General features: G+C 61.3%; 20 protein-coding genes. 18 read left to right on the top strand and 2 right to left on the bottom strand.

Translation table 11 applies throughout. The features are described 5' to 3' along the window. Window positions 1–321: 321 nt before the first annotated feature. The 8 genes from dnaK to N7568_RS03050 all read left to right on the top strand — a co-directional run bounded on the left by dnaK (window position 322) and on the right by N7568_RS03050 (window position 9,087). Complete coding sequence (dnaK, locus tag N7568_RS03085) at window positions 322–2,220, top strand: molecular chaperone DnaK (protein ID WP_261608434.1); 1,899 nt, start codon at window positions 322–324, stop codon at window positions 2,218–2,220. An 8-nt stretch (window positions 2,221–2,228) separates the two neighbouring features. Beyond that, on the top strand, window positions 2,229–2,771 hold the full coding sequence (locus tag N7568_RS03080; protein WP_261608433.1) for a nucleotide exchange factor GrpE: 543 nt from the start codon (window positions 2,229–2,231) through the stop codon (window positions 2,769–2,771). Then, entirely contained in the window at window positions 2,764–3,705 is a 942-nt protein-coding gene (locus N7568_RS03075; RefSeq protein ID WP_261608432.1) for a DnaJ C-terminal domain-containing protein, read from the top strand. The genes N7568_RS03080 and N7568_RS03075 overlap by 8 nt, the downstream gene beginning before the upstream one ends. Continuing rightward, window positions 3,702–4,019 (top strand): chaperone modulator CbpM, encoded by a 318-nt coding sequence (locus N7568_RS03070; RefSeq protein WP_261608431.1) that lies wholly within the window; start codon window positions 3,702–3,704, stop codon window positions 4,017–4,019. Before N7568_RS03075 ends, N7568_RS03070 begins: the two co-directional genes overlap by 4 nt. Further along, window positions 4,016–6,652, top strand: coding sequence for an ATP-dependent chaperone ClpB (clpB, locus tag N7568_RS03065; protein WP_261608430.1), 2,637 nt, complete (start codon window positions 4,016–4,018; stop codon window positions 6,650–6,652). The genes N7568_RS03070 and clpB overlap by 4 nt, the downstream gene beginning before the upstream one ends. After that, complete coding sequence (gene trxA, locus N7568_RS03060) at window positions 6,649–7,077, top strand: thioredoxin (RefSeq protein WP_261608429.1); 429 nt, start codon at window positions 6,649–6,651, stop codon at window positions 7,075–7,077. Before clpB ends, trxA begins: the two co-directional genes overlap by 4 nt. Window positions 7,078–7,412: 335 nt before the next feature. Then, on the top strand, window positions 7,413–7,991 hold the full coding sequence (locus tag N7568_RS03055; protein ID WP_261608428.1) for a WxL domain-containing protein: 579 nt from the start codon (window positions 7,413–7,415) through the stop codon (window positions 7,989–7,991). A 109-nt stretch (window positions 7,992–8,100) separates the two neighbouring features. After that, window positions 8,101–9,087 (top strand): DUF916 domain-containing protein, encoded by a 987-nt coding sequence (locus tag N7568_RS03050; protein ID WP_261608427.1) that lies wholly within the window; start codon window positions 8,101–8,103, stop codon window positions 9,085–9,087. A gap of 113 nt (window positions 9,088–9,200) precedes the next feature. Here the strand turns inward: N7568_RS03050 and N7568_RS03045 are convergent, their stop codons facing one another. Both N7568_RS03045 and N7568_RS03040 read right to left on the bottom strand, forming a co-directional pair. After that, window positions 9,201–10,229, bottom strand: a complete 1,029-nt coding sequence (locus tag N7568_RS03045; RefSeq protein WP_261608426.1) for an AraC family transcriptional regulator — start codon at window positions 10,227–10,229, stop codon at window positions 9,201–9,203. A gap of 189 nt (window positions 10,230–10,418) precedes the next feature. Then, window positions 10,419–11,669, bottom strand: a complete 1,251-nt coding sequence (locus tag N7568_RS03040) for an ROK family transcriptional regulator (protein ID WP_261608425.1) — start codon at window positions 11,667–11,669, stop codon at window positions 10,419–10,421. A gap of 250 nt (window positions 11,670–11,919) precedes the next feature. Between N7568_RS03040 and N7568_RS03035 the strand changes: the two genes are divergently transcribed. From N7568_RS03035 to N7568_RS02990, 10 genes are all read left to right on the top strand, one after another. Next, complete coding sequence (locus tag N7568_RS03035; protein ID WP_261608424.1) at window positions 11,920–13,056, top strand: Gfo/Idh/MocA family protein; 1,137 nt, start codon at window positions 11,920–11,922, stop codon at window positions 13,054–13,056. Then, window positions 13,053–14,096, top strand: coding sequence for a Gfo/Idh/MocA family protein (locus tag N7568_RS03030; protein ID WP_261608423.1), 1,044 nt, complete (start codon window positions 13,053–13,055; stop codon window positions 14,094–14,096). Before N7568_RS03035 ends, N7568_RS03030 begins: the two co-directional genes overlap by 4 nt. 44 nt (window positions 14,097–14,140) lie before the next feature. Continuing rightward, the gene (locus tag N7568_RS03025; protein WP_261608422.1) at window positions 14,141–15,280 is read left to right on the top strand and encodes an ABC transporter permease; all 1,140 of its coding nucleotides are present in this window, start codon (window positions 14,141–14,143) and stop codon (window positions 15,278–15,280) included. Between the two features lie 65 nt (window positions 15,281–15,345). After that, a complete protein-coding gene (locus N7568_RS03020) occupies window positions 15,346–16,335 on the top strand; it encodes a sugar ABC transporter substrate-binding protein (protein WP_261608421.1) in 990 nt (329 codons plus the stop codon). 77 nt (window positions 16,336–16,412) lie between these two features. Continuing rightward, window positions 16,413–17,264: a sugar phosphate isomerase/epimerase family protein gene (locus tag N7568_RS03015; protein ID WP_261608420.1), complete on the top strand. Its 852-nt coding sequence runs from the start codon at window positions 16,413–16,415 to the stop codon at window positions 17,262–17,264. Continuing rightward, window positions 17,257–18,111, top strand: a complete 855-nt coding sequence (locus tag N7568_RS03010) for a sugar phosphate isomerase/epimerase family protein (RefSeq protein ID WP_261608419.1) — start codon at window positions 17,257–17,259, stop codon at window positions 18,109–18,111. Before N7568_RS03015 ends, N7568_RS03010 begins: the two co-directional genes overlap by 8 nt. After that, window positions 18,108–19,604 (top strand): sugar ABC transporter ATP-binding protein, encoded by a 1,497-nt coding sequence (locus N7568_RS03005; RefSeq protein ID WP_261608418.1) that lies wholly within the window; start codon window positions 18,108–18,110, stop codon window positions 19,602–19,604. Before N7568_RS03010 ends, N7568_RS03005 begins: the two co-directional genes overlap by 4 nt. 26 nt (window positions 19,605–19,630) lie before the next feature. Next, a complete protein-coding gene (locus N7568_RS03000; RefSeq protein ID WP_261608417.1) occupies window positions 19,631–20,644 on the top strand; it encodes a sugar phosphate isomerase/epimerase family protein in 1,014 nt (337 codons plus the stop codon). Window positions 20,645–22,101: 1,457 nt separating this feature from the next. Beyond that, window positions 22,102–23,463, top strand: coding sequence for a hemolysin family protein (locus N7568_RS02995; protein ID WP_261608416.1), 1,362 nt, complete (start codon window positions 22,102–22,104; stop codon window positions 23,461–23,463). Further along, window positions 23,456–24,496: a hemolysin family protein gene (locus N7568_RS02990; protein ID WP_261608415.1), complete on the top strand. Its 1,041-nt coding sequence runs from the start codon at window positions 23,456–23,458 to the stop codon at window positions 24,494–24,496. The genes N7568_RS02995 and N7568_RS02990 overlap by 8 nt, the downstream gene beginning before the upstream one ends. Window positions 24,497–24,641 lie beyond the last annotated feature (145 nt).

Raw genomic sequence — 24,641 nt, 5'->3', positions numbered from 1 at the left:
ACTGCCTGTCAAGTGGTTCACGCGCTTGCAGACCACACGCGGTCCGGCCATGAGGTGGACGCTCCTCAACTATCACAGTGCCTTCGAGTTCACGCCCGTGGAGCCTTCGCCTGTCAGGTCAATTCGCTGGAGCATTTCTGACCTCACAGGGCCATGCGGCACTCCCGTCCTAGGGGCCAGACTCAACCTCACAAGACTGCATGACAAAACCATGAGTCCCTTGAGCACTTTGGCTCAGCGGCAAAGGCGTACCTCATGTGGTGCAACCTCGGGCGGACGTCGTCGCAGGGCCGGTCGCGTCCTCCAGGACCGGAGTGAGTCATGGGCAAGGCAGTAGGAATTGATCTCGGAACAACCAACTCGGTGATCGCTGTCTGGGAAGGCGGGGAGGCGCGCGTCATTCCCAACGCGGAAGGAGCGCGGACAACCCCGTCAGTTGTGGCTTACACCGACAGCGGGGAACGGCTCGTGGGGCAACTGGCCCGCCGGCAGGCGATCCTCAACCCCAAGGGAACCATCACGTCGGCCAAGCGATTTATCGGCCGTCACAATGATGAGATCACTGATGAGGCCAAGGCAGTGAGTTTCGACGTCGTGGCGGACGACAACGGTGTGGCGCGTTTCCAGGTGCAGGGTAAGAAGGTGGCACCTGAGGAAGTGAGTGCGCTCGTTCTTCGTAAGCTGGTGGACGACGCCGCGAAGCAACTGGGCGAGAAGATAACGGAAGCAGTCATTACGGTTCCTGCGTACTTCAACGATGCACAGCGCACCGCCACCAAGGACGCTGGCAGAATCGCGGGGTTGGAAGTCCTGCGGATTATTAATGAACCTACTGCAGCCGCCCTGGCCTATGGCATCGACAAACGTCAGCATGAGACGGTTCTGGTTTTCGACCTGGGCGGAGGAACCTTTGACGTGAGCCTGCTGGACGTCGGCGACGGCGTTGTGGAGGTCCGTTCGACGGCGGGCGACACGCACCTTGGCGGGGACGATTTCGACCGCCGCCTTGTTGATTACTTGGCCGATGATTTCCAGAAGCAGGAGGGCATTGACCTGCGTGCGGATGCGCAGGCTTTGCAACGCCTGTTCGAAGCGGCCGAGAAAGCAAAGGTTGAGCTAAGCTCTGTGACGCAGACGCAGGTCAGCCTCCCCTTTGTCACTGCGGACGCGGCGGGGCCCAAGCATCTGACCACCACTGTTCGGCGCTCAGTGTTTGAAGACATTACTCATGACCTGGTGGAACGGACCATGGATCCGGTCAAACAGGCGATGACGGATGCCAAGGTCACCGCCAACGACATCGATGAAGTGATTTTGGTGGGCGGCTCCACCCGTATTCCGGCGGTACAAAATGTGGTCCGCCGCCTGACCGGCGGAAAAGATCCGAACATGAGCGTCAATCCGGACGAAGTCGTGGCCATCGGTGCGGCGATTCAGGCCGGAGTTCTCAAAGGCGAAGTCTCGGATGTCTTGCTGTTGGATGTTGTGCCGCTTTCCCTCGGGGTCGAGACCCGCGGCGGTGTCATGACAAAGATCATCGAGCGCAACACAACCATCCCCGCACGGCGAAGCGAAGTGTTCTCCACCGCCGATGATAACCAGCCCGCCGTGGACGTAGTGGTCCTGCAGGGGGAGCGGGAACTGGCTGCGGATAATCGGGTTTTGGGCCGGTTCCAGCTAACCGATATCCGGCCGGCGCCTCGCGGCGAACCGCAGGTTGAGGTCACGTTCGACGTCGACGCAAACGGCATTCTCAACGTCACAGCCCGCGATAAAGACACAGGCAAGGAACAGGGCATCACGATCAGTGAAGGATCCAACCTCGATGCCAAGGAAGTCGAGCGAATGATTGCCGAGGCCGAGTCCCACAGGAGCGAGGATGTGCAGAATCGGGAGCGCATTGACACCCTGAATGAACTCGACGCGGTGGCCTATCGAGTTGAGCGGGCCGTCAATGAACTTGGTGATGCTGTCCCGGTGCACGACAAGGCCCGGGCTGAACTACTGGTTGGTCAGGCGCGGGACGCCGTTAGCAACCAGGCGGACGTTGGCGCGGCGAGGGAACTGATTTCCGAGCTCCAGCAGCTGCAGTCGGCCTTGAGTGCCTCGGCAGCGTCAGGGGCCAGTGCAGGGGCGGGCGCGGGACCCGTGTCTCAGCCTGGGACTTCTGACAGTGTGGACGACGATGACATTGTCGATGCAGAATTCGATCGTGGCTAGGTACGGCCATGAGCGACCACGCAGGGCCGGCTGGGCACGCCGATCAGGGAAGTGATGGAACAGAGGCCGCTGCAGCCGGCGTAACGGAAACCAAGCCTGGGGCATCGGTGGAAGCGCTGGCCAAAATGGAGGATCTTTGGCGCCGCGCGCTGGCTGACGCAGACAATATCCGAAAACGCGCCGCCAGGGAGGCCTCACAGCTAAGGGCACAGGAACGCGCAGCGGTCTCGCTGCTGTGGCTGCCTGTCTTGGACAATCTGGAACTCGCCCTCACTCATGCCCCCTCTGCCGGGGACCCCCTCGTCGATGGCCTGGATGCGATCCGTTCCCAGGCCATCGATATCCTGGCCCGCCTCGGGTACCCCCGGATCGACGGTGAGAACGTCCCCTTCGACCCCCGGATTCACGAGGTGGTCAGCGTATCGGAGACGGACGACGTTCCTCCCGGGACAGTGATCACCGTCCTGCGCCCTGGCTACGGCGGGACGGATACCGTCCTCAGGCCCGCCGCCGTCGTCGTGAGCCGGGCGGTGAACGCTGATCGTGGCTAAGGATCACTACTCAGTGCTCGGCGTCCCTCGCACGGCGAAGCCGGACGCAATCCAGCGGGCTTACCGCAAACTGGCAAGAAAATACCATCCGGACGTCAACCGGGAGCCTGATGCTGCGGACAAATTCAAGGAGATCGGCGAGGCCTACGATACTTTGTCAGATCCGGAAACCAGGGCGCGCTATGACCGGTTCGGCGCGGACTACCGGCAATATGCCGGTCGCGGTGTTGATTCGGAGGGCAGCGGCACGGGGCGGGGTTCCGGTGGTCCGCGCCCAGGCCCGCGCCCGGGACGCGGCGCGTACGGCGGCGCCCATGTCGACATGGGAGGGGACGTCGATTGGGAGGACCTGCTGGGTGGCTGGTTCCGTCAGCAGGGGGCGGGTCCGGCGCCGGGCTCAGACCACAAGGCCGAGCTTCGGCTGACGCTCGAAGAAGCAATCCGCGGCGGACGGCGCACGGTTCGCCTGGCAGAGCCAGGTGGCGAGACGCGGAATTACGACGTCGACGTGCCGCCCGGTGTGGTGGACGGGCAGCGTATCCGACTCGCGGGGGAGGGCGCCGGTGGCCGAGATGGGGGCCGGCCGGGGGATCTCTTCCTGACCGTAAGCATTCAGCCGGACACGAGATACCGCCTCAAAGGCCGGGACATCCATTTCGACCTTCCCGTCACGCCGTCGGAGGCGGCGCTCGGGGCCAGGATCAAGGTCAACGCGCCCGCCGGGCCTGTGACCATGACCGTTCCCGAAGGGTCTTCCAGCGGACGCAGACTGAGGCTTCGCGGGCAGGGTCTGCCCGATCCGAAAGGCCAGCCGGGGAACCTTTACGCCGAAATCCGGGTCATGGTGCCCCCGCGGTTGAGTAGTGAGGTGCGCAAGCTCTACGAGCAGCTTGCAGCCGTGTCCGATTTTCACCCGAGGGAGGGGCTGCTATGAGCCGGGAATATCCACTCGCCTATCCGTGGCGTCTGAGCCTCGAAGGGGTGGCCCGCAGCAGCGGTGTCCACTCCGACGTCGTCATGAGGTTCGTGGAGCTGGATCTGGTTCGGCCGCTGGGAGACGGCGGTCCGGGCGGGCCCTGGTTCAGTCCGCGGACTCCGGAAATGATCGGGCGCGTCCTGCGGCTGCATTCAGAGCTGTCGCTCAACTATGCGGCAATCCCGCTGGTACTGGATTTGCTGGCGAGGGTGGACACGCTGGAACGACGTTTGGTTGAAATCGCGAATGTGGAAAGGACTGCTTCGCCATGAACATGGAGAGCTTTACCCAGAAGTCGCAGGAGGCCTTGGCAGGGGCACAGCGGATCGCCCAGCAACACGGTCATACCGAGACCGACGGGGAGCACCTGCTTGCGGCCCTGCTGGAACAGGAGGGGGGACTGGTCCCGCGACTGCTCGCAGGCATGCAGATTGACGTTGAGGAGCTGAACAGGGCGGTCGAGACCGAGCTGCAAAAGAAGCCTAAAGTCACGGGGCCTGGCGCAGCACCCGGACAGGTGTACGTCAGCCGCAGGCTTGGCACACTCCTTGATGCTGCTGAACGTGAAGCCAAACGGCTCAAAGACGAGTATGTCTCGGTGGAACACCTGCTGGTAGCGCTTGCGGAGGAAGGCCGGTCCACGGCGGCAGGCAGGGTGCTGGCGGAACACGGCATCACCCGCGAGGCATTCTTGTCGGTCCTGACCCAGGTCAGGGGAAACCAGCGCGTTACCTCGGCAACGCCGGAACAAACTTACGAAGCGCTGGAGAAGTACGGCCGCGATCTGGTGACGGATGCGCGTACTGGAAAGCTGGATCCCGTCATCGGCCGCGACGCGGAAATCAGGCGGGTCGTCCAGATTCTTTCACGCAAGACCAAGAATAACCCGGTGCTTATCGGCGAGCCTGGAGTCGGCAAAACCGCCATTGTGGAGGGACTGGCCCAGCGGATCGTCCGGCAGGATGTGCCCGAAGGCCTGAAGAACAAGACCATATTCTCGCTGGACCTGAGCGCCCTCGTGGCCGGTGCCAAGTACCGTGGCGAATTCGAGGAGCGGTTGAAAGCGGTGCTGGCCGAGGTGCTGGCGGCAGAAGGAAGGATCCTGCTTTTTGTGGACGAACTACACACCGTCGTCGGTGCAGGCGCGTCCGAAGGATCGATGGACGCCGGCAACATGCTCAAGCCCATGCTGGCACGCGGGGAGCTGCATATGATTGGCGCCACCACGCTCGACGAGTACCGCAAACATATCGAGTCTGACGCCGCATTGGAGCGCCGCTTCCAGCCGGTCACGGTTGAGGAGCCCGATGTCGAGGACGCCATTTCCATCCTTCGAGGTCTGCGGGAGCGGCTCGAGGTTTTCCACGGAGTGCGGATCCAGGATAGTGCCCTGGTGGCTGCGGCCACCCTTTCCCACCGTTACATCACCGACCGGTTTCTTCCAGACAAGGCCATTGACCTCGTGGATGAAGCGTGTGCCAGGCTCAGGACGGAAATTGACTCGATGCCGGCCGAGCTGGACGAGCTCACCAGGAAGGTCACGAGGCTCGAAATCGAAGAGGCGGCACTTGCCAAGGAAACCGATCCGGCCAGCAAGACGAGGCTCACGGAATTGAGGCGTGAATTGGCGGACCTGCGCGGCGAAGCAGACTCCAAGAGGGCCCAGTGGGAAGCCGAGCGCCAAGCGATCCACAAACTGCAGGAAATTCGTACTGACCTGGAGCGGGTCCGTCTGGAGGCTGAGGAAGCCGAGCGCAACTACGACCTCAACCTGGCGGCGGAGCTACGCTACGGCCGGCTTGCCGACCTCGAACGGCGGCTGGCTGCCGAAGAAGAACGACTGACTGCGAAACAGGGTGAAAAGCGCTTGCTCCGCGAGGTGGTGACCGAGGATGAGATCGCTGACATCGTGGCGGCCTGGACCGGGATTCCGGTCGCCCGGCTGAAGCAAGGCGAACGCGAAAAGGTCCTGCACCTGGATGAAATCCTGCGTGCCCGTGTCGTCGGACAAGAAGAAGCGATCAACGCGGTGTCGGATGCCATCATCCGGGCCCGCTCCGGTATCCGGGATCCCCGCCGGCCCATCGGCTCCTTCATCTTTCTCGGCCCCACGGGCGTCGGAAAGACCGAGCTTGCCAAGGCATTGGCTGCCTCGCTGTTCGACAGCGAGAGCGCAATGATCCGGCTGGACATGAGCGAGTATCAGGAGCGCCACACAGTGAGCCGCCTGCTGGGGGCGCCCCCCGGTTACATTGGCTACGACGAAGGAGGGCAGCTCACGGAAGCGGTGCGCCGGAAGCCATATTCGGTGGTGCTGTTCGACGAGGTGGAAAAGGCCCATCCGGACATCTTCAACACGCTGCTGCAGGTCCTCGACGACGGACGGATTACGGACTCGCAGGGCCGGACCGTCGATTTCCGCAACACTGTCATCATCATGACCTCCAATATCGGCTCCCAGTATCTTTTGGAAGGCTCGGCCGAAGGTGGGACTATCACCGAGGACGCGCGCGGCATGGTAATGGGTGAACTCAGGGCTCATTTCCGACCCGAGTTCCTTAACCGCGTCGACGACACAGTCTTGTTCGCACCCTTGGGACTGCCACAAATCGAACGAATCGTTGATTTGCTGTTCCAGCAGCTGCGGCAGCGCCTGGCCGAGCAGCAAATTGAGCTGCACCTGGCCGAAGAAGCACGCCTTCTGATTGCTGAGCGGGGCTTCGATCCGGTCTACGGAGCCCGGCCGCTGCGCCGCTTCATTTCCCATGTCGTCGAAACGCAGGTCGGTCGGGCCCTGCTGAGAGGCAGCATTGCCGAGGGCGGAGTGGTTAGTGTGACCGTGTCCGGAGGCGAACTCGTGGTTGAATACAGCACTACGGAGCTCACGGAGGCCTCAATCACATGAATAAAGCCATCATCAAATGTCCTCACTGCGGCAAGTCGAACCGTGTTCCGGCCGCCGCCGACGGCCGCCCGCGCTGCGGGAGCTGTCACAAGGAGCTGCCCTGGGTGGTTGAAGCCAGCGACGAAGACTTTAGTGCCATCGCGGAACAGCCCGGGGTTCCGGTATTGGTGGACTTTTGGGCTGTGTGGTGCGGACCCTGCCGGATGGTGAGCCCCGTGCTCGACCAACTGGCACACGAACGCGCCGGTCACATCAAACTCGTGAAGGTCGATGTGGATCACTCGCCGCAGCTCTCTGCCAGGTTCGCCATCCAGGCGGTGCCGACGTTGATGGTCATCGTTGACGGAAAAATCGTGGCGAGGCAGGCCGGCGCGGCTCCCGCGCCGGTGTTGAGGTCCTGGTTGGAGGAGGCACTCTCGAAGTAGCCCGGGAACAGCGGACGACGACGGCAGGGGCGGCGCCCCGCCGTCGTGCCTTCTGTACTGCGCGTCCAAGTTCAGATGTCTGAGAACAATTCCGGTGTCTGATTGAAGGAATGGGAAGACCGCGAATATTGCGGTCTTCTTTTTTTGCCACCCGGCGCTTAACGGCCCCTTGCACGAAGTGATGCCTTCGCGATAAAGCTCTGCACGAATCGGATTCTTCGCTGCTTTTTCGCGCCATCAGAATTCATAGAATAATGTCACGCTGATCGTCGGGTTCTCCGTCCCAGCGGAACGCGCGTTTTCACTTTTTGTCACCCCAAACACAGGAAACAATCATGCGTAGAATTACCAGGCTCTCTGCCATTTTCACCACTTCCGCTGTGGCTCTAACCCTCGGGCTGACCCCTGCCTCGGCCGACGTCGTCGACTCCACGATTTCCGGCGGAACCCTGACGGCCAACACCTACGGGGCCACCCTGACAGGGGTCACCCTGGACGGATCCAATACCCAGACCTCCACGGGCAATGCCTCCTCGGAATGGACTATCACCGATGCCCGCGGCACGGGCTCGGCGTGGGCTCTTTCGGTGAGCGCATCCACGCCCACCAGTGCCGCAGGAACAGACGAATCAACCCCACGCACTATTCCTGTCAGTGGCTTGACGATCACGCCCGGCACCATCACAGCAGGCGCGGGCTCGGACTCTGCAGCCACCATCACCGCCCCGGCGTTGGCTCTGTCAACGTCCTCTCAGGCTCTGGTCTCCACTGTGGGCCAGAACATGGGAACCTACACGCTGGCCCCGGCGTTCAGCCTCGCCATTCCGGCCAACGCCTACCGCTCCAATTACGCGGTTGGCGCCAGCGGAGCCCTGAACCCCTACACCTCCACCATCACTTACACCATGGGCTAAAACACGTGGGCCCGTCCGCCGTCCTCATTACGAGAAGGCGGGCGGGCTTTCGCTCTCCACACCACAGCACCACAATCGCTAATCCGGATGCTTCCAGGACTGAGAAAACGTGAAAACACCATCCCCACGCCGGACCGGGCCGGTGATCATCGCTATGGCATTGCTGATCTTGGATATTCTCCTCATGGCCGGCCCCGCCTCTGCGGTCGATGACGGGACTTTGGGCATCCGCCCGGAGACAGAATCGGACTTCTTCCACTTGTCCCTCTATCCCGGGGCCAAGACGGAGGCCACAGCCGTCGTTTCCAACCACACTTCCTCGCCAGTGACCCTGCTGACGTATCCCGTGGACGGGGAGAACACGGTGCAGGGAACCTTTGCGATGGCCGCACAATCCGCCCCCCGCGAAGGTGTGGGCGCGTGGGCCGAACTTGATATGGAACAGATCACCGTCCCCGCCAACACGGACCTGAAAGTGCCCTTCCGTCTCACCGTTCCCGAGGGCACACCTCCGGGAGACTATGCAGGAGGGCTCATCATCCAAAGCCCCACTGTCCGAGGCAAGACCACCGCGGTCAACGGCGATACCGCCATTCGACTGGACACGATTCAACGCCAAGGCGTCCGAATTTACCTCAACGTTGCCGGCACGGCAGCCAAATCACTGGACCACGGCAGCCTGAGCTGGAAGCAAAACGGGGACAACCTCGACTTCATTCTGCCCATACGAAATACCGGTAACACCATCCTGCGCCCGTCCGCTCACCTGGACCTCTCAGGCTGGCCGGCAACGGCGACGAGGTTGGAATTCGATACGCCCGATGGCCTCCTTCCAGGAGCGAGCATTGACCTGCATGCCACACTCGCGCGGGCACCCATGATTCAGAGCGGCGCGGCCGAGGCCACGCTGACTTCTGAGGCCGGCACCAGCCAGGCCGGCGTTCGCGTCCTTTACGCGCCGTGGCCACTCCTTGCCCTTGGTCTTGTCTTCTTTGCGGCCGTCCTCTATGGGGCATGGCGGGCTGTCCGGTTCGTTCGCCGCGCCCGCGTTGCCCTCTCCCAGCTGAAGTCCATGGAAGGCGGGGCGTCCAACTGACGCGCAGGGCCCCTCTCCCGGTCCCCAAAAGTGTGGCCCCGCAGATCCAGGATGCGGAACTGCGGCCGGGCCAGGTTCGAACAGCGCGAAACCACGCCTCTTCATCGATCCGGTCAAGCTCCAGGACTGAGCCGCTGCCGAAGTTGCTGTAGGGCCATATGAACGACGGGCTCGGATTTATGGATCTCCCTGACATTCATCCCGGTGAACTCTTTGATTGCCCGGCGCATGCTTTGAACGTTGGTGAATCCGCTCCGTGTCGCAATTTCTGAGTAGGTGATTCTTTGAGCATGGGCTTGAAGCAGGAGCTCCAACGCTTTCCGGGTTCTCAAGGCGCGGATTCGCTCACCCAAACGGAGTTCTTCGGTCTCAAAAAAGTAGAACAGGGAGCGACGGGAGAGGTTGAACGTTCCGGCGATCATTGCCACGTCCAGATTTGGGTTGTCGTAACTGCTCTCAAGGTATTTCTTTACCGCCCGGCTTAGTGCCGGTTTCTGTGTCTCATCGTCGGCCGGCGATTCGAGCAGGGAGCCCACCAGGGTTGCCATGACGGATCGTAGGATCTCGCTGGTTCCTGATGCCTCACTGTCGATGCCGGGCCGCTTCCAACTCATCAATGCGGGGATCACGAAGGTGCCCACAATGGGGTGGCTTGCAAGGTCAGGCAGGCGAAGAAGGGAGCGCAGTCCGCCTTCGCTGACATTGAGACTGACGCGGTCCATGTTGAGTTGCTGTGCGTGGAATCCTTCGGGTGCATCGAAACTGCCACCAAGCGAAGTGTCGATGAATCTCACCGAACCCGTTGGAACCGGCTCGGGGGTGCCATTGAGATCGAGGGTCAGACCCGACGCCTTGCGGAAGTAGGCCAGGCGCAAGTCAGTGGAGTCGGGATTCGGCGCCCAAAAGCCCAGCGCGGGGGTGTTGTGCATCTCTATGAGGCTGAAGCCCGGTCCGGCAAGATTAATAGCTGAGGGACTGACGGACGCAGGACTCTCTCCTTCTGACCGCTCCAGCCTCATTGGTGTTTCGACGGCGTTGCCGTACCAGACCCGCCAATGCTCGAACCTTTGTTCTGGAGTGAGCCCTTCCGGCACTGCGTATCGTCGCACACGGGCGCTTTTCCCGTCACCAGATTGAGGCATGCCGTCCTCCTTCACCAGCTGAGCATCATGGCAGTCTTGGGAGCTGGCGCGGCGGCATAAGGAAGCGCTTGCGGTGACTCGTCAGACCGACCGAAAATGAGGTCTGCTGGTAGGTCAATTTTACCTCTGGATGCACCTTTGGTCGGCGCGTTAATGTGTTTATGTTTTTCACAGAGGTGCGTCTTGCAATTATTTGGCCAGCGCCTCAAGGAGCGGCCGGTGTGTGGGGAAAGGGGGCTCCTTTTCCTGCCGGTTGATAATTTCGTTTCCGTCGAAAAGCGGTCTGGTTGCCAGTTGATTTACTCGGTGGGGGGAGAGGACGTACTCGACGGCCAGGATGCTGGCGCCAACCACTCCAGCTTCCGGCCCGGTTTCGGACTGGGTGATTGTCAGGTGCTGGGTCGCTAAAGGCGTTGATCGTGCGTAGACCGTTTCGCGTATCCCTGCCATGAGGTGTTCTCCGGATTGGGCAAGCGATCCGCCCACAACAATCAGGGAGGGGTTGATGAAGCTCACGCACATGTTGAGCATTTCTCCGATGTCGCGGCCCGCTTGGCGGACCGCTTGGATAGCAGCCAGATTCCCGGAACGAACCAGCGAAACGACGTCGCTTCCAGTGGTTGCCTCAAGCCCGCTCTCGCGGAGTTGAGCTGCGATTGCCGGCGCGCCTGCAATGGCTTCCAGGCATGCACTCTTGCCACAGCGGCAAAGAATTCCTGCCCCCCGGGAAACAGCAATATGGCCGACGTCTCCGGCGACACCTGCCGCGCCACGCTGCAGTTCTCCTCCGCTAACCACTCCAGATCCGATGCCAGTGGCGACTTTGAGGAAAATCATGTTCTCCTCGTTGGGCCAACGGGTCGCCCGCTCGCCGAGGGCCATGAGGTTGACATCGTTATCGACGAGTACGGGTACGCCCAAGGTTTGCTGAATGTAAGCGGGAACATCGAATCCGTCCCACCCTGGCATGATCGGCGGGCTCGTCGGCTTCCCGCTGGAGTGCTCTACCGGGCCAGGTAGTCCGATGCCGACGGCGATGACGTCCGCAGTCGGGCGCCCCAACACATTCAAGTGTCCCTTCACCATCGTCAAAAGCCAGTCCAGGACCGCTTCGGGACCGCATGAAATCTCCAGCCGCTCAGTGGTTTCCACGAGTACCGTTCCTGACAGGTCAGTGAGGGCCACGGTGGCGTGTGTCGCGCCCACGTCTGCGGCCGCCACCAACTTTGCGCCTGGGTTGAAGGCTAGCCGCGCCGATGGACGGCCTCCAGTTGAAGGTGCCCCTGATACGGGAACCACGAGTTCCAGTTTCAGGAGCGGCTCAAGGCGGGAACTGACGGCAGCTCGGCCCAAGCCTGTTGTCCCAGCCAAGTCGGCTCTGGTTCGTGGTTGTCCGTCCCGCAGGATTTGCAGTAGTTCGCCGGGTCCGCCGTTGTCCATGACACTCCAATTCGGGGCTCAAAAGAGGTTGTTCGTGAGCCTGAATTCTTGACGCCTCGGGCCCACCGGACCCTGAGGGTCCTCATCTCCACTCAGTGTCGAGCTGCTCACTCGTTCCCGTCCACCCGGCGAAGTGCTTAGCATCAAAAAGTGCAACTTGGGCGTGCATTCGACAACCATCAGCGTCAAAAGGTGCAGACTTCTGCTGGGCCCCTGACTAAAGCCAGGTGCTGCGTGTCACTGTTTCGACATGGAAAACGACAGAACCACGACAGCCCCCTCCCGGCTACGGGCCGGGTTCGTCGGCGCCGGGTTCATGGCCGAGGTGCACAGCCGGGCCGCCCGCGCTGCAGGGGCGGATATCGCCGCCATTGCGTCTTCGAGCCGTGCCAGCGCCGACCGCGCCAAAGACCGCCTGGGTGTGCAGCGGGCTTACGATTCCGCCCAGGACCTTTTCGAGGACGACGCTATCGACGTCATCCACATCTGTTCGCCGAACAGTACCCATTACGCACTGGCCGAGGCCGCGCTGAAAGCGGGCAAACACGTGGTCTGCGAGAAGCCACTCGCCACCAACGTCCAGGACGCAACCGAACTTGTGGAGCTCGCTGCCCGGGCCGGGACCGTTGCGACCGTTCCCTTCGTCTATCGCTTCCATCCGATGATCCGGGAAGCACGGGAACGCATTGCATCGGGCCAAACGGGACGGATCTCCACCATCCAGGGCTCCTACCTTCAGGATTGGCTGCTCTCCCGGGACGACGACAACTGGCGGGTGGACGCCGCTCTGGGTGGGCCCTCCCGGGCGTTCGCCGATATCGGCTCCCACTTGTGCGATCTAGTCGAATTCGTGAGCGGGGAACAGATAGCCAAAGTAAGCGCCCTGAGCCGGACTCTTTTCTCGGGCCGGTCAAACAATAAAGACATCCAGACCGAGGACCTCGTTGCCGCTGTTTTTGCCACCGAATCCGGCACCGTGGGAAATCTCCTGATCAGCCAAGTTGCCCCTGGACGAAAGAACCGCCTGATGATCGAGATTGCGGGTTCGGAGAGCACTCTGCAGTTCGACCAGGAAGCCCCGGAGGCGTTGTGGCTGGGTAAGCGGACAGGGTCGCAGTTGCTCGTCCGCGACCCGCAGGCGCTTAGTCCTGATGCGGCCCGGCTCAGTGTTCTTCCACCTGGTCATCCGCAGGGTTACCAGGACGCGTTCACTGCGTTCGTGGCTGATACCTATGCCGCCATCAACGGGGACATCCGCGAAGGCCTGCCCACGTTCCAGGACGGCCTCAGGTCGGCCTTCCTCACCGAAAGCATCATCAAATCCAGCAAGGGCGGCGAGTGGGTCGACGTCCCGAGCACAAAAGAACTAGAAGGAGCGAAGCAATGAAGATCATTCAAGTAGGCCTCGGTGCCTGGGGCGCCTCATGGCTGAACGTGATTCACCACAGCAAAAGCTGGGAGCTGGCCGGTGTTGTCGACGTCAACTCCGACGCCGCACGGGCCGCTGGTGAACAGTACGGAATCCCCGCGTACGCCACCATTGAGGACGCGCTGGAGCACAAAGATACGTTCGACGCCGCCTTGGTCATCGTTCCACCCGAGTACCACGCAGCCGTGGCCATCCCGGCACTGGAAGCAGGCGTCCACACACTCATCGAGAAGCCCCTCGCACACAGCCTTGAAGACGGCATCCGCATCATTACAGCGGCAGAGAAGTCCGGCAAACAGGCCATGGTGTCGCAGAATTACCGTTTCAAGCGAGCCGCCCGCACTGTTCAGCGCCTCATTCGCGACGGAGTCATCGGCGACCTTGAGCACGTCTTTATCGACTACAAGAAGAACCCGCCGTTCGAAGGGTTCCGGCTCGAAATGGATGAGCCACTGATCGTGGATGCCATGATCCATCACCTTGACCAGCTCCGCGGCATCGTTGGTGTCGAACCCACCGCCGTGCGTGCGCGCTCTTGGAACACTGGCACCTCCAGATTCAAGGGCAACGCCTCCGCCGTGGTGCAGTTCGACTGCGACAACGGCGCCCGCGTCGTCTACACCGGTTCATGGAGCTCCTACGGTCCGCAGACCAGCTGGGACGGCGACTGGGAAATCCAAGGCAGCAAGGGCGCCATCACCTGGAAGAACAACGAGGTCACCATCAACTTCGCCTCACTGTTCGACACCGTCTTCCTTGCCGGAGCGGTGGAACGCTCCGGCGTCATGCACGTCGATCTGGACCCGTTGCCTGTCGAGGAACGCTTGGGGACCCTCGAAGCGTTCCGCGACGCCATCGAAACCGGAAACAAGGCTGAGACGGATGTCACCGACAACATTCAGAGCTTGCAACTCGTCATGGCCACCGCCGACTCCGCCCGCCAAGATGGCGCGCCCATCACCTTGAAGACCAACGCCGAACTCTTCGGCAGCCACTAGCACTTCCGACCCGAGGAAGTGTCGAATTGACTGGAGATACAAACATGCAGCCACAAACAGCCACCGGCTCCGCCGGTTCGGTTTCCGGGAGGGCTGGCCCCGGAAAATCCCACGACGAGTCCCGTTCACGGCTCTCCGGCGTCGGCGACTTCATCGGTGCGCAGGGCCTGCTGGTCGTCGTCTTGCTCTTCGGTGTACTGCTGACGTTCCTGAGCCCGGTATTCCTGACCACAGTCAACCTGGTAAACCTGCTCTACCAGTGCACGATCCTCGGTGTGTTCGCCATCGGCATGACCTTCGTGATCCTTACCGGCGGCATCGACGTCTCGGTGGGGTCGACAGCTGCCCTGTCGTCCGTGCTGTCCATGGGCGTGATCGTCAACATGGATATGCCGCCGGCAATCGGGCTCCTGACCGGCCTCGTGGTTGGCGCCGGAGTCGGAGCCGTCAACGGACTGATGGTAACGAAGCTGGGTATATCCCCGCTGATCGCGACCCTGGCAACACTCTCCGCCGGGTCGGGAATCGCCTTCGCCTACTCCGACGGCGGTAACATCACGCCGGTGCCGAAGGTGCTCACCGATATGGTCAGCGCGAAGGTCGCCGGAATTCCTTTACTGATACCGGCCGTTCTGGTGCTGGCTTTCCTGGCCCACTTGGTCCTGACCCGTACTACCTACGGACGTTCCATTTACGCCGTCGGCGGCAACAAGGAAGCCGCCCTGCTTGCAGGCATCCGCGTCGATCGTGTCACGATGAACGCTTACATCATCGCCGGTCTCTCTGCGGGAATGGCGGGACTCCTGCTCACCGGCCGTCTGGCCTCCGGAAGCCCGCGTGCCGGCGACGGTATTGAACTGACCGTCATTGCCGCAGTGGTCATCGGCGGAACAAGCCTCTTCGGCGGCCAAGGAAACATCAAGGGCACACTGCTCGGCGTGCTGTTGATCGCGATGGTCTCCAATGCCGTAAACCTGCTCGGAATCCCTTCGTCCTACGACCGCATTGTCCAGGGCGTCGTCATCTTCGCTGCGGCCGCCCTGGACGTGTACCGCTACAAGTACGTCCAAAAGAACCTGTCAAGGAAACGCAGGATCGGACCGCCGCCGGCGATAGACCCGACGACGGCGGGCAGCCCGGTTACCGGGCCGGCCACAGCGCACACCACCGGAACTTCGGCTTAACAGCTCACCCGCATACAGGCCGGCCCAGCCGACATGTCTTAGCACCCAACAGAAAGATTAAGTCAATGAAGACCTCACCCAAACTGGCGGTCCTCGCGGCAGTCTCCGCCGCAGCCATAGCCCTCACCGGCTGCGGAGCACCCAGCGCCGCCCAGGAAGCAAACGACGGAACGAAGACTAAGAAGATCGCCGTCCTGCTCTACAGCCAGAGTTTTGAATTCATGGTTGCCCTCGGGCAGGGAGTCAAGGATAAGGCGAAGGAACTCGGCGTGGAAGTCACAGTCCTTGATGCCAAGGGAGATTCCAGCACGCAGATCAGCCAGATCCAGGACCAACTCGCCCAGGGTGTGGACGGCATTGTCCTCAGCCCGAATAACTCCGCTGAACTGGTTCCTGGAGTCCAGATGATCCACGACGCCGGAAAGACCGTCACCACCGTGGACTCTGTCATCCCGGGTGACATCGCCGACGCTGCCGTCGCTTTCGACAACGAAAAGGCCGGCAAGCTTGGCGCTGAAGCCTTGGCCAAACTGATGGGTGACAAGGGAACTGTCCTTGAATACCAAGGAGCCAAGGGTGCATACCACGCGATTCTGCGCGGCAAGGGGTTCAACGATGGCATCAAGCAGTTCCCCGGCATCAAGGTCATCGGCCGTGACGCACAGTGGACTGCGGACAACGCTCTGTCCCTGACCGTCGATAACTTCACCGCAGACTCCAGTATCAATGGGCTTTTCAGCCACAACGACGAAATGGTGCGGGGGATCGTCTCCGGCCTCTCACAGATCAACAAGGACGCTCCGGTCGGCGCCGCAAACCACATCCCGCTCGTCGGAGTAGACGGCACACCCCTTGCCCTTGACAGGATCCGCAATGGTGTCCAGGACGCCACGATGGACCAGAACCCGTTCGAGATGGGCGCACTGGCCCTTCAGGCCCAGGTTGACCTGCTTGACGGCAAGCAGGTGCCCAAGATGCAGCTGACTGACACCAAGCTCATCACCAAAGAGAACGTCGATGACCCCACTCTCTGGGGCAACATCTTCAAGGACTAGCGCAGCTAACACCTCGGCTGCCTGGCCGGGCCCCGCCGCTTGGCCAGGCAGCAACACCAATTCCCTCAAGGAGAAACATGTCCCGCTTCAAGTATTCCTACAACGCCATCGTCTACTACCAGGAAGACATTGCTAAAGGCATCGATCGCGTTGCCCGTTATGGCTACGACGCCATTGAACTGGTCGGAGAACCGGCAACGCACAACGTCGATGAGATCAACAAACTGACCAGCGACGCCGGCATCGACGTCAGTTCCATCTGCAGCATCTGGTTTGGAGAAGAACGCGACCTGATCAACCCCAGCGCCGCCAACCGGCAGAAGGCCTTGGACTACGGCAAGTCAGTAGCTGACTTCGCCGCCGCCGTCGGAGCTCCGACCATCATCGTGGGGCCATCCCCGGTGGGCAAGACCGAAGCCTTGGCCAGCGATGAACAGGAATGGGAATGGGCTGTCGAGAATGTCCGCACACTTGGCGAATACGCTGCCAGCGTCGGCATCAACATCACCCTCGAACCATGGAACCGCTACGAGACACATTTTCTGAACCGGCTCGACCGGGCCGTTGAACTTCTGGACGCTACTGGTCTGAAGAACGCCGGCGTGCACGGCGACCTCTTCCACATGAACATCGAAGAAGACAGCATCCACGGAGCGTTCGCCCGCGCCGGCAGCAAGGTTAACCACGTCCACCTCGCCGACTCGAACCGGGCAGCCCCCGGCGTAGGACACATCGACTTTCGTCCGACACTGCAGACGCTAAAGGACATCAACTTCGACGGCTACCTGACCTTCGAACTTCTACCGGCCGCGTCGAATCCCTTCGCCATAATGGCACGTGGCGGGCACCTGGAATTCCTGGACCCCTACACCGAAAAGGCCATCAACGAAATGAAGAAGCTGGAACAGGAGCTGTGGCCCAATGAGTAAATACGAATTCGGAGTCAGCACCTTCATCCTGGTCTCCCCATTCACCGACCACGACGTTGATCAGTTCGACGTCGCCAAGGAGATGGGCTACGACCTGATCGAGGTCTGCATTGAAGACCCAGCCGTAGTCAGTGCGGAAGCACTGAAGAAGGCCTCGGAACGGACCGGACTGCCCGTGTCCATCTGCGGTGCATTCGGACCCGATCGCGACGTCTCACACGAAGACCCGCAGAAGCGGCGGCAGGGCATTGACTACCTGAAACTCTGCGTTGACATCGCCCAAGCCGTCGGATCCCCCCACGTGGCCGGCCCGATGTACTCCGCCACCGGCAAAGCACGGCTCCTTCCCCCCGAGGAACGTCGGCAGCAGCGCCAGTGGGCGGCCGACAGTTTGCGTGAAGTGGCCGACTACGCCTCCGAACGAGGCGTCACCCTGGCCATTGAACCGCTCAACCGCTTCGAAACGGATCTGGTCAACACGGTCGAGCAGGGACTGGAACTGTGCGAATTGATCGGCCGGGACAACGTAGGCCTGATGCTGGACACGTTCCACATGAACATCGAAGAGAAGAACATCGGTGCGGCCATCGCCTCTGCCGGGGACAAGGTCTTCCATTTCCAAGTCTCAGAAAACGATCGCGGAACGCCCGGCAGCGGACACGTTCCTTGGTCCGAGACTTTTGACGCGTTGAAAACGATCGATTACCAAGGTTCCATTGTGGTCGAATCTTTCCTCCCCACGGTGGAGGAAATCGCCAAGGCTGTTTCGCTCTGGCGGCCGGTGGCACCGTCCATGGACGCACTGGCCAGAGATGGACTCACCTTCCTGAGGAGGGAACTGCCGTGACTAAGACGCCCGGACGTGCTCCAGCAATCGTTGAAGCACGTAATCTCGTAAAACTGTTTCCGGGCGTCGTTGCCCTCTCCGGCATGAACTTCGAACTTCATGCCGGAGAGGTGCACTGCGTCTGTGGTGAGAACGGAGCCGGTAAATCGACGCTGATTAAGACGCTCAGCGGGTTTTACACTCCCGACGAAGGGGGCGTGTACGTGGACGGCGAACTCATGCCCTCCAGTACAGCGGCCTCCAAAGCCGCCGGGATTGCAACCATCTACCAGGAGCACAACCTGGTCCCGGACCTGTCCGTAGCCGAAAATGTACTGTTGGGAAACTGGGGTGGACGCAACGGCATCCTCTCTCGCCGCGAGATCCGCAAGCGGGCAAGGAAGGCACTCGATCAGGTTGCACCGCACCTCAACCTCGACACTCCTGCGATGGCGCTCTCAACGGTGGACGGCCAGATGGTGGAAATCGCGCGCGCCATCGCCCAGGACGCAAGAGTGATCATCATGGATGAGCCAACCACCGCCCTGACCGAGCAGGACGTTGAGAAGCTGTACAAGCTCGTCAACGAGCTTCGGGGCAAGGGCCTGGCGATCATGTATGTTTCGCACAAACTGGAGGAAGTCTTCACCCTGGCGGACCGGATAACCGTCATCCGCGAAGGCAAGACTGTGGCCTCATCCGTCCCTGCGGGTGAGCTCGATGCCCGATCCGTGGTGCAGCTGATGGTGGGCCGGGACGTGGACCTTTACGAGCATATTCCCCGCGAACGCGGTGAACTGGTTCTTGAGGCACAGGGTCTAAGCCGTGCCGGAGCGTTTGAGGACGTGAATGTTCGACTGCACGCAGGGGAAATCGTTGGGCTGGCAGGACTCGTCGGTGCGGGCCGGACAGAGGTCGCCCGGTGCATCTACGGGGCAGACAAAGCAGACGCAGGAACCGTAGAGATCAACGGCCGGAAACTTCGCCTCCATGGTGCGTCTGACGGCATCGCCGCCGGTATTGCCCTCGTCCCGGAGGAGCGAAAGCTGCAGGCCATCATCCCCATGTTGTCCATCCGCGAAAACACCACCCTGACCCTCCTGAAACAGATCAGCAAGTGGGGCGTGCTGCAGAGGGGCCATGAAAAGAAGATGGTGGGCGAATATATCAAGGAACTTGATGTCAGGACTCCGTCCGCGGAGACGCCGATACAGTCCCTGTCCGGCGGCAACCAGCAAAAGGTCATCATTGCACGCTGTCTGGCGAGCAATCCCAAGGTTCTCATCCTGGACGAGCCAACAAAGGGCATCGACATCGGCGCGAAGGCCGAGATCCATCGTCTGATCGAGCAGCTGGCCCGCAGAGGCGTAGCCGTACTCGTCATTTCCAGCGAACTCCCCGAACTGCTGGAGCTTTCCGACAGAGTGATGGTCATGCGGTCCGGCCGGGTGGTGGCCGAACTGGATAAGGCACAAGCAACCAAAGAAAACGTCATCGCTTATGCCGCGGCGTAAGCGTTCCGACCAGAACGGATAGATTCATGCCCGATCAACAGACCCGCCCGTTCACCCTGTTCACCGGCCAGTGGGCCGACCTCCCCTTTGAGGAAGTCGCGCGCCTTGCCTCGGGCTGGGGCTATGACGGCCTGGAAATCGCCGTCTCCGGAGACCACCTGGACGCCTGGCGCTGGGACGAACCCGGTTACGTCGAGTCCAAACTCGCCGTGTTGGAGAAGTACAACCTGAAGGTCTGGGCCATCTCCAACCACCTCAAGGGCCAGGCAGTGTGCGATGACCCCATCGATTTCCGCCACGAAGCCATCGTCGGCTCCAAGGTGTGGGGCGACGGGGAACCCGAAGGTGTCCGCCAGCGCGCGGCCGAGGAAATGAAACACACCGCCCGCCTCGCCAAGGCACTGGGCGTGGACACCGTGGTCGGGTTCACCGGTTCCTCCATCTGGCAATACGTCGCGATGTTCCCTCCCGTCCCCGAGAAGGTCATCGAGGCCGGCTACCAGGACTTCGCCGACCGCTGGAACCCCATTCTGGACGTCTTCGACGAATGCGGGGTCCGTTTCGCCCACGAAGTCCACCCCTCCGAGATCGCCTACGACTACTGGACCACCGTCCGGACCCTCGAAGCGATCGGCCACCGCGAAGCGTTCGGCCTGAACTGGGACCCGTCCCATTTCATGTGGCAGGGCATCGACCCGGTGTCCTTCATCTGGGACTTCAAGGACCGGATCTACCACGTGGACTGCAAGGACACCAAGCTGCGCCCCACCGGCCGGAACACCGTTATGGGCTCGCACCTGCCCTGGGGCGACCCGCGCCGCGGCTGGGACTTCGTCTCCGCCGGACGCGGCGACGTTCCCTGGGAATCATCCTTCCGCGCCCTCACCGCCATCGGCTACAACGGACCCATCTCCGTGGAATGGGAAGACGCCGGCATGGACCGCCTCCACGGCGCCCCCGAAGCCCTCGCGGCCCTCAAGAAGTTCGACTTCCCCGCCTCGCAGACCTCCTTCGACGCCGCCTTCAGCAGCAAAGACTAGGAAAAGACCGACGTGATCCGCACCCTCCAACCCGCCCAAAGCTGCGAGGTGTGGATCGCGTCGGTTCGACTTACAGGTGGGCCAAATCGGTACTGGTCGGACAATGGCGATGTTCGACGATATCCAAATCGCCCGCGCCGCACCGGACACGGGCGCGGACAGGTTGCAAAGGACAAAAAGGAAGTGTGGACGATGTCCACACTTTCCACCTCGGACTGGCCTGTACAGCCGCCGGACTGGCCCGGATTCCGCATGTTTCCGCCACTTCCCAGTGTTTCCAAGGCTTGGAATCACGTTCGAGTCCCACCTCGGGCACGGCATACCCCCTCGTCAGAGGGGGTTTTTGCTTTAACGTGTGTACATTCTGGTTGGTCGGGTCCCTCTGACACTGGCCGCGGGGTGTGCCTGGCGCCGCGGGCCGCCTGTTTGATTGTGGGGGAGCGGGTTCAGGGTCGTGGCTGGCGGGCCCTCCGCTGGCTCTGAGCTGGGGCTATGTGTTCCTTTCCTGGTTCGTTCAGTAGGTCGTGGTTGTCCTACACCTCTTCATGGCTAGGAGGACTGCGTACAACATGACTTCGAGATCCTGTGTCCGAGGTCCTGGTTTTGGCTCGTTTCTTGGAGTGAAGAGGCTTGGCTGTGGGGAGCTTTGTCAGGCCAAAGGGGGTGTGGACATTGTTCACACTTAAATCGCCTTTATTGAGACTGATCACAGCCATTCCCTGCCCCTCCTCGCCCTACTTCTGTTCATCTCAGGCGAGTGGCCGCAGCGACATGAAGCCGGCTCATCATGGGGCATCGCAGCAGACGCGGTTGTCGGCTGAACATGTCGAAGCCGACCCGTTGGCTGGCAAGTACCCTTGAGGCTATCTGAGGCATCATTATTTGCGTCTGGTGCACCATCACCCCTCCTCTGACCGTTGCCGCCCGGTATCCCATGACTTGAAGCCGAAGCGTGCTGGGTTGCCTACAAGTGCGACATGTAATCGCACCCGGGATCCCGGACGCCTCGAACCTTAGCAAGTCCTCGCAGGTGTCCCCGAGAGCAAGAGCTCTGCAACCTTAGACCGTATCTCGATGGTGCTACGAGGACGGATACCTCGGTATCGGTTCGCAGGCCCCGATATGTCGTTGGCCTGCGCGGTCATGATGCACACAACATGCGGCACTGACAGCAGTTGCTGTCAGTGCCGCATGTTGTGATTGGTAAGAGCGCCCAAGGGTCCGGTCCTAGTGGGTATGGTGTCCACCGCTAAAACTGCCTTGGTGACGAAAGTGGGACTGAGGTCTGTCCGGAGGGATGCTTTCAAGCTCTAATTCTGCCCACGGCGCACAGGGGCAGGTTAGGACGCAAGGATTCCGTAGACTTATTGGCACTATGGATGACCCTCCTTCACATATGCCTTGGCCCCTCGACTTTCTGACCGGCTCGCCGGCCATCACGGGAGAGGGGCGCCCGAATGTATGAATGGATCATGCTCGGCATCGGCCTCATCCTGACGGTCGGTACCGGATTTTTCGTTGCCTCCGAATTCGCGCTGGTCAATCTTGACCGCAACGACCTTGAGGCTCGTCAGGCCCGCGGTGAGAAGCGCTTGGCGCCCACCATCAAGGCACTTAGGATCACCTCGACGCATTTGTCGGGTGCTCAGCTCGGTATCACGTTGACCACGCTCCTAACTGGTTACACGTTCGAGCCAGCCATCAGCAAGATGCTCAGCGGCCCACTGCTGGCGATGGGCCTCCCCGAGGCCGTGGTTCCCGGGATCGGTGCCGTTGCGGGCATCTTCCTGGCCACCATTTTCTCCATGGTGATCGGCGAGCTGGTGCCTAAGAACTTCGCCCTGGCCCTGCCGTTGGCGACCGCCAAGGTCGTTGTCCCCTTCCAAGCATTGTTCACAGCTGTGTTCAAACCGGTGATCCTGCTGTTCAACAACACCGCGAACAGCATCATCCGTTCGTTCGGCATCGAACCTAAGGAAGAACTTTCCGGCGCCCGTAGCGCCGAAGAACTCAGTTCCCTGGTTCGCCGTTCCGCGCTCGAAGGATCCCTCGATTTGGACCATGCTGTACTGCTGCACCGGACGTTGCGGTTCTCCGAACACTCCGCCGCGGATGTCATGACACCACGGGTGCGGATGACTGCCGTAAATATCACTGACACAGCCGAGGACATTGTTATCCTTGCCACCTCGACGGGCTACTCACGCTTTCCCGTTATTGGTCGCGACCGTGACGAGGTTTTGGGTGTCCTGCATGTGAAGCAGGCCTTCGCCGTCGCCCTGGATCAACGCGACCAGGTGACAGCTGAAAAGTTGATGATCGAGCCCTTGCGGGTTCCGGAATCCATGGGCGTTGATTCGCTGCTGGGCCTGCTCCGCAAGCAAGGCCTGCAGGTAGCGATTGTTTCTGATGAGCATGGTGGTACGGCCGGTATCGTCACCCTCGAGGACCTGGTGGAGGAGATCGTCGGTGAACTCGAAGACGAGCACGACCGCGCCCGGGTGGGTGTGGTCAGGACCGGCCGCGCCATCACCTTTGATGCCTCCCTCCGGCCTGATGAACTTCTGGACAGGACCGGCATTGCCGTTCCTGACGGCGAGGAATACGACACAGTAGCCGGGTTCGTCACGGACGAGTTGGACCGCATCCCCGAGCTCGGGGATGAAGTCGAAGTCACTGGTGGGACGTTGCGTGTTGAGCGTGTGGTTGGGACCCACGTGGAACGAATCCGCTTTACTCCGGACGAATCACAGGAACAGTCCAAAAGCCCTCATGACCGGATCGTCGACAACCTCACGCAGGAGCTGACCCATGAGTGAATACCTTCCCGGCATTATTTGGCTGGTGGTACTCCTGGTGGTGAACGCCTTCTTCGTGGGTGCCGAGTTCGCCGTCATTTCGGCCCGCCGGTCCCAGATCGAACCGAAGGCCGAAGCCGGCAGCAAAGCAGCCAAAACCACGCTGTGGGCGATGGAACATGCGACCCTGATGCTGGCGACCAGCCAGCTGGGTATCACCGTATGTTCCCTGGTGATCCTGAACGTCTCAGAGCCGGCCATTCATCACCTGTTGGAGATCCCGCTCGGCCTGACGTCGCTATCCGGTGAAGCCATTGGCATTATCGCGTTCATAACAGCGCTGTTGCTGGTGACGTTCCTGCACGTGGTGATCGGTGAAATGGTGCCCAAAAACATCTCCTTCTCCGTCCCGAGCCGCGCGGCACTGATCCTGGCCCCGCCTTTGGTGATGGTCTCCAAGATCGTCAAGCCCGTGATCTGGACCCTGAACGGGATCGCGAACTCCATCCTCCGCCTGTTCAAGGTCGAACCTAAGGACGAAGCCACCAGCGCCTACACCTTGGACGAAGTCGCGAACATCGTGGAGCAGTCCACCCGGGACGGGATGCTGAGCGACACCAGTGGCACCCTGACTGCGGCATTCGAGTTCACCTCCAAAACCGTCGCCAACGTCGAAGTTCCCATCGGCCAGATGGTGCTGTTGCCAGCAACTTCGACGCCGGCGGACATCCAGCGCGCGGTCGCCGTGCATGGTTACTCCCGGTACATCCTCACGGATGACAACGGTACGCCCACCGGGTACCTGCACCTCAAGGACGTCATGGACCTGACCACCCCGGAAAAGTTCGCCCAGCCGGTGCCGGCCAAGCGGATCCGCAAACTCGCCTCCGCCTACAGCGGCAGCGAACTCGAGGACGCACTGGCCACCATGCGCCGCAGCGGCGCCCATGTCGCGCGGGTCTTCGACGCGGAGGGCCAAACCACCGGCGTGCTGTTCCTTGAAGACATCATTGAAGAACTCGTCGGTGAAGTGCAGGACGCCACCAGCACGTAACTGCAACACAGTATGGGGGAGGGGCGGACCTGCGAAAGGGGCTGCCCCTCCCGTTTTGGTCAATGGGGGCCAACGAGGGTGTAGCATGCCAAATGGTGTGCCGGGAAGTCTGGTCGGCGGTGATGCCGCCCCGTCCCCGGGCGGC

The sequence above is a fragment of the Paenarthrobacter aurescens genome, assembly GCF_025421775.1.
Classification (GTDB): domain Bacteria; phylum Actinomycetota; class Actinomycetes; order Actinomycetales; family Micrococcaceae; genus Arthrobacter; species Arthrobacter aurescens_B.
This window is presented reverse-complemented; position numbering and strand designations above follow the sequence as displayed.

Bases quoted from the DNA above. Each gene is read 5' to 3' on its own strand.
- trxA (WP_261608429.1), top strand. From the start codon at position 6,649: ATGAATAAAGCCATCATCAAATGTCCTCACTGCGGCAAGTCGAACCGT.
- N7568_RS02990 (WP_261608415.1), top strand. From the start codon at position 23,456: ATGAGTGAATACCTTCCCGGCATTATTTGGCTGGTGGTACTCCTGGTG.
- N7568_RS02995 (WP_261608416.1), top strand. From the start codon at position 22,102: ATGTATGAATGGATCATGCTCGGCATCGGCCTCATCCTGACGGTCGGT.
- N7568_RS03010 (WP_261608419.1), top strand. From the start codon at position 17,257: ATGAGTAAATACGAATTCGGAGTCAGCACCTTCATCCTGGTCTCCCCA.
- dnaK (WP_261608434.1), top strand. From the start codon at position 322: ATGGGCAAGGCAGTAGGAATTGATCTCGGAACAACCAACTCGGTGATC.
- N7568_RS03045 (WP_261608426.1), bottom strand. From the start codon at position 10,229: ATGCCTCAATCTGGTGACGGGAAAAGCGCCCGTGTGCGACGATACGCA.
- N7568_RS03025 (WP_261608422.1), top strand. From the start codon at position 14,141: ATGCAGCCACAAACAGCCACCGGCTCCGCCGGTTCGGTTTCCGGGAGG.
- clpB (WP_261608430.1), top strand. From the start codon at position 4,016: ATGAACATGGAGAGCTTTACCCAGAAGTCGCAGGAGGCCTTGGCAGGG.
- N7568_RS03055 (WP_261608428.1), top strand. From the start codon at position 7,413: ATGCGTAGAATTACCAGGCTCTCTGCCATTTTCACCACTTCCGCTGTG.
- N7568_RS03080 (WP_261608433.1), top strand. From the start codon at position 2,229: ATGAGCGACCACGCAGGGCCGGCTGGGCACGCCGATCAGGGAAGTGAT.
- N7568_RS03000 (WP_261608417.1), top strand. From the start codon at position 19,631: ATGCCCGATCAACAGACCCGCCCGTTCACCCTGTTCACCGGCCAGTGG.
- N7568_RS03015 (WP_261608420.1), top strand. From the start codon at position 16,413: ATGTCCCGCTTCAAGTATTCCTACAACGCCATCGTCTACTACCAGGAA.
- N7568_RS03040 (WP_261608425.1), bottom strand. From the start codon at position 11,669: ATGGACAACGGCGGACCCGGCGAACTACTGCAAATCCTGCGGGACGGA.
- N7568_RS03030 (WP_261608423.1), top strand. From the start codon at position 13,053: ATGAAGATCATTCAAGTAGGCCTCGGTGCCTGGGGCGCCTCATGGCTG.
- N7568_RS03020 (WP_261608421.1), top strand. From the start codon at position 15,346: ATGAAGACCTCACCCAAACTGGCGGTCCTCGCGGCAGTCTCCGCCGCA.
- N7568_RS03070 (WP_261608431.1), top strand. From the start codon at position 3,702: ATGAGCCGGGAATATCCACTCGCCTATCCGTGGCGTCTGAGCCTCGAA.
- N7568_RS03035 (WP_261608424.1), top strand. From the start codon at position 11,920: ATGGAAAACGACAGAACCACGACAGCCCCCTCCCGGCTACGGGCCGGG.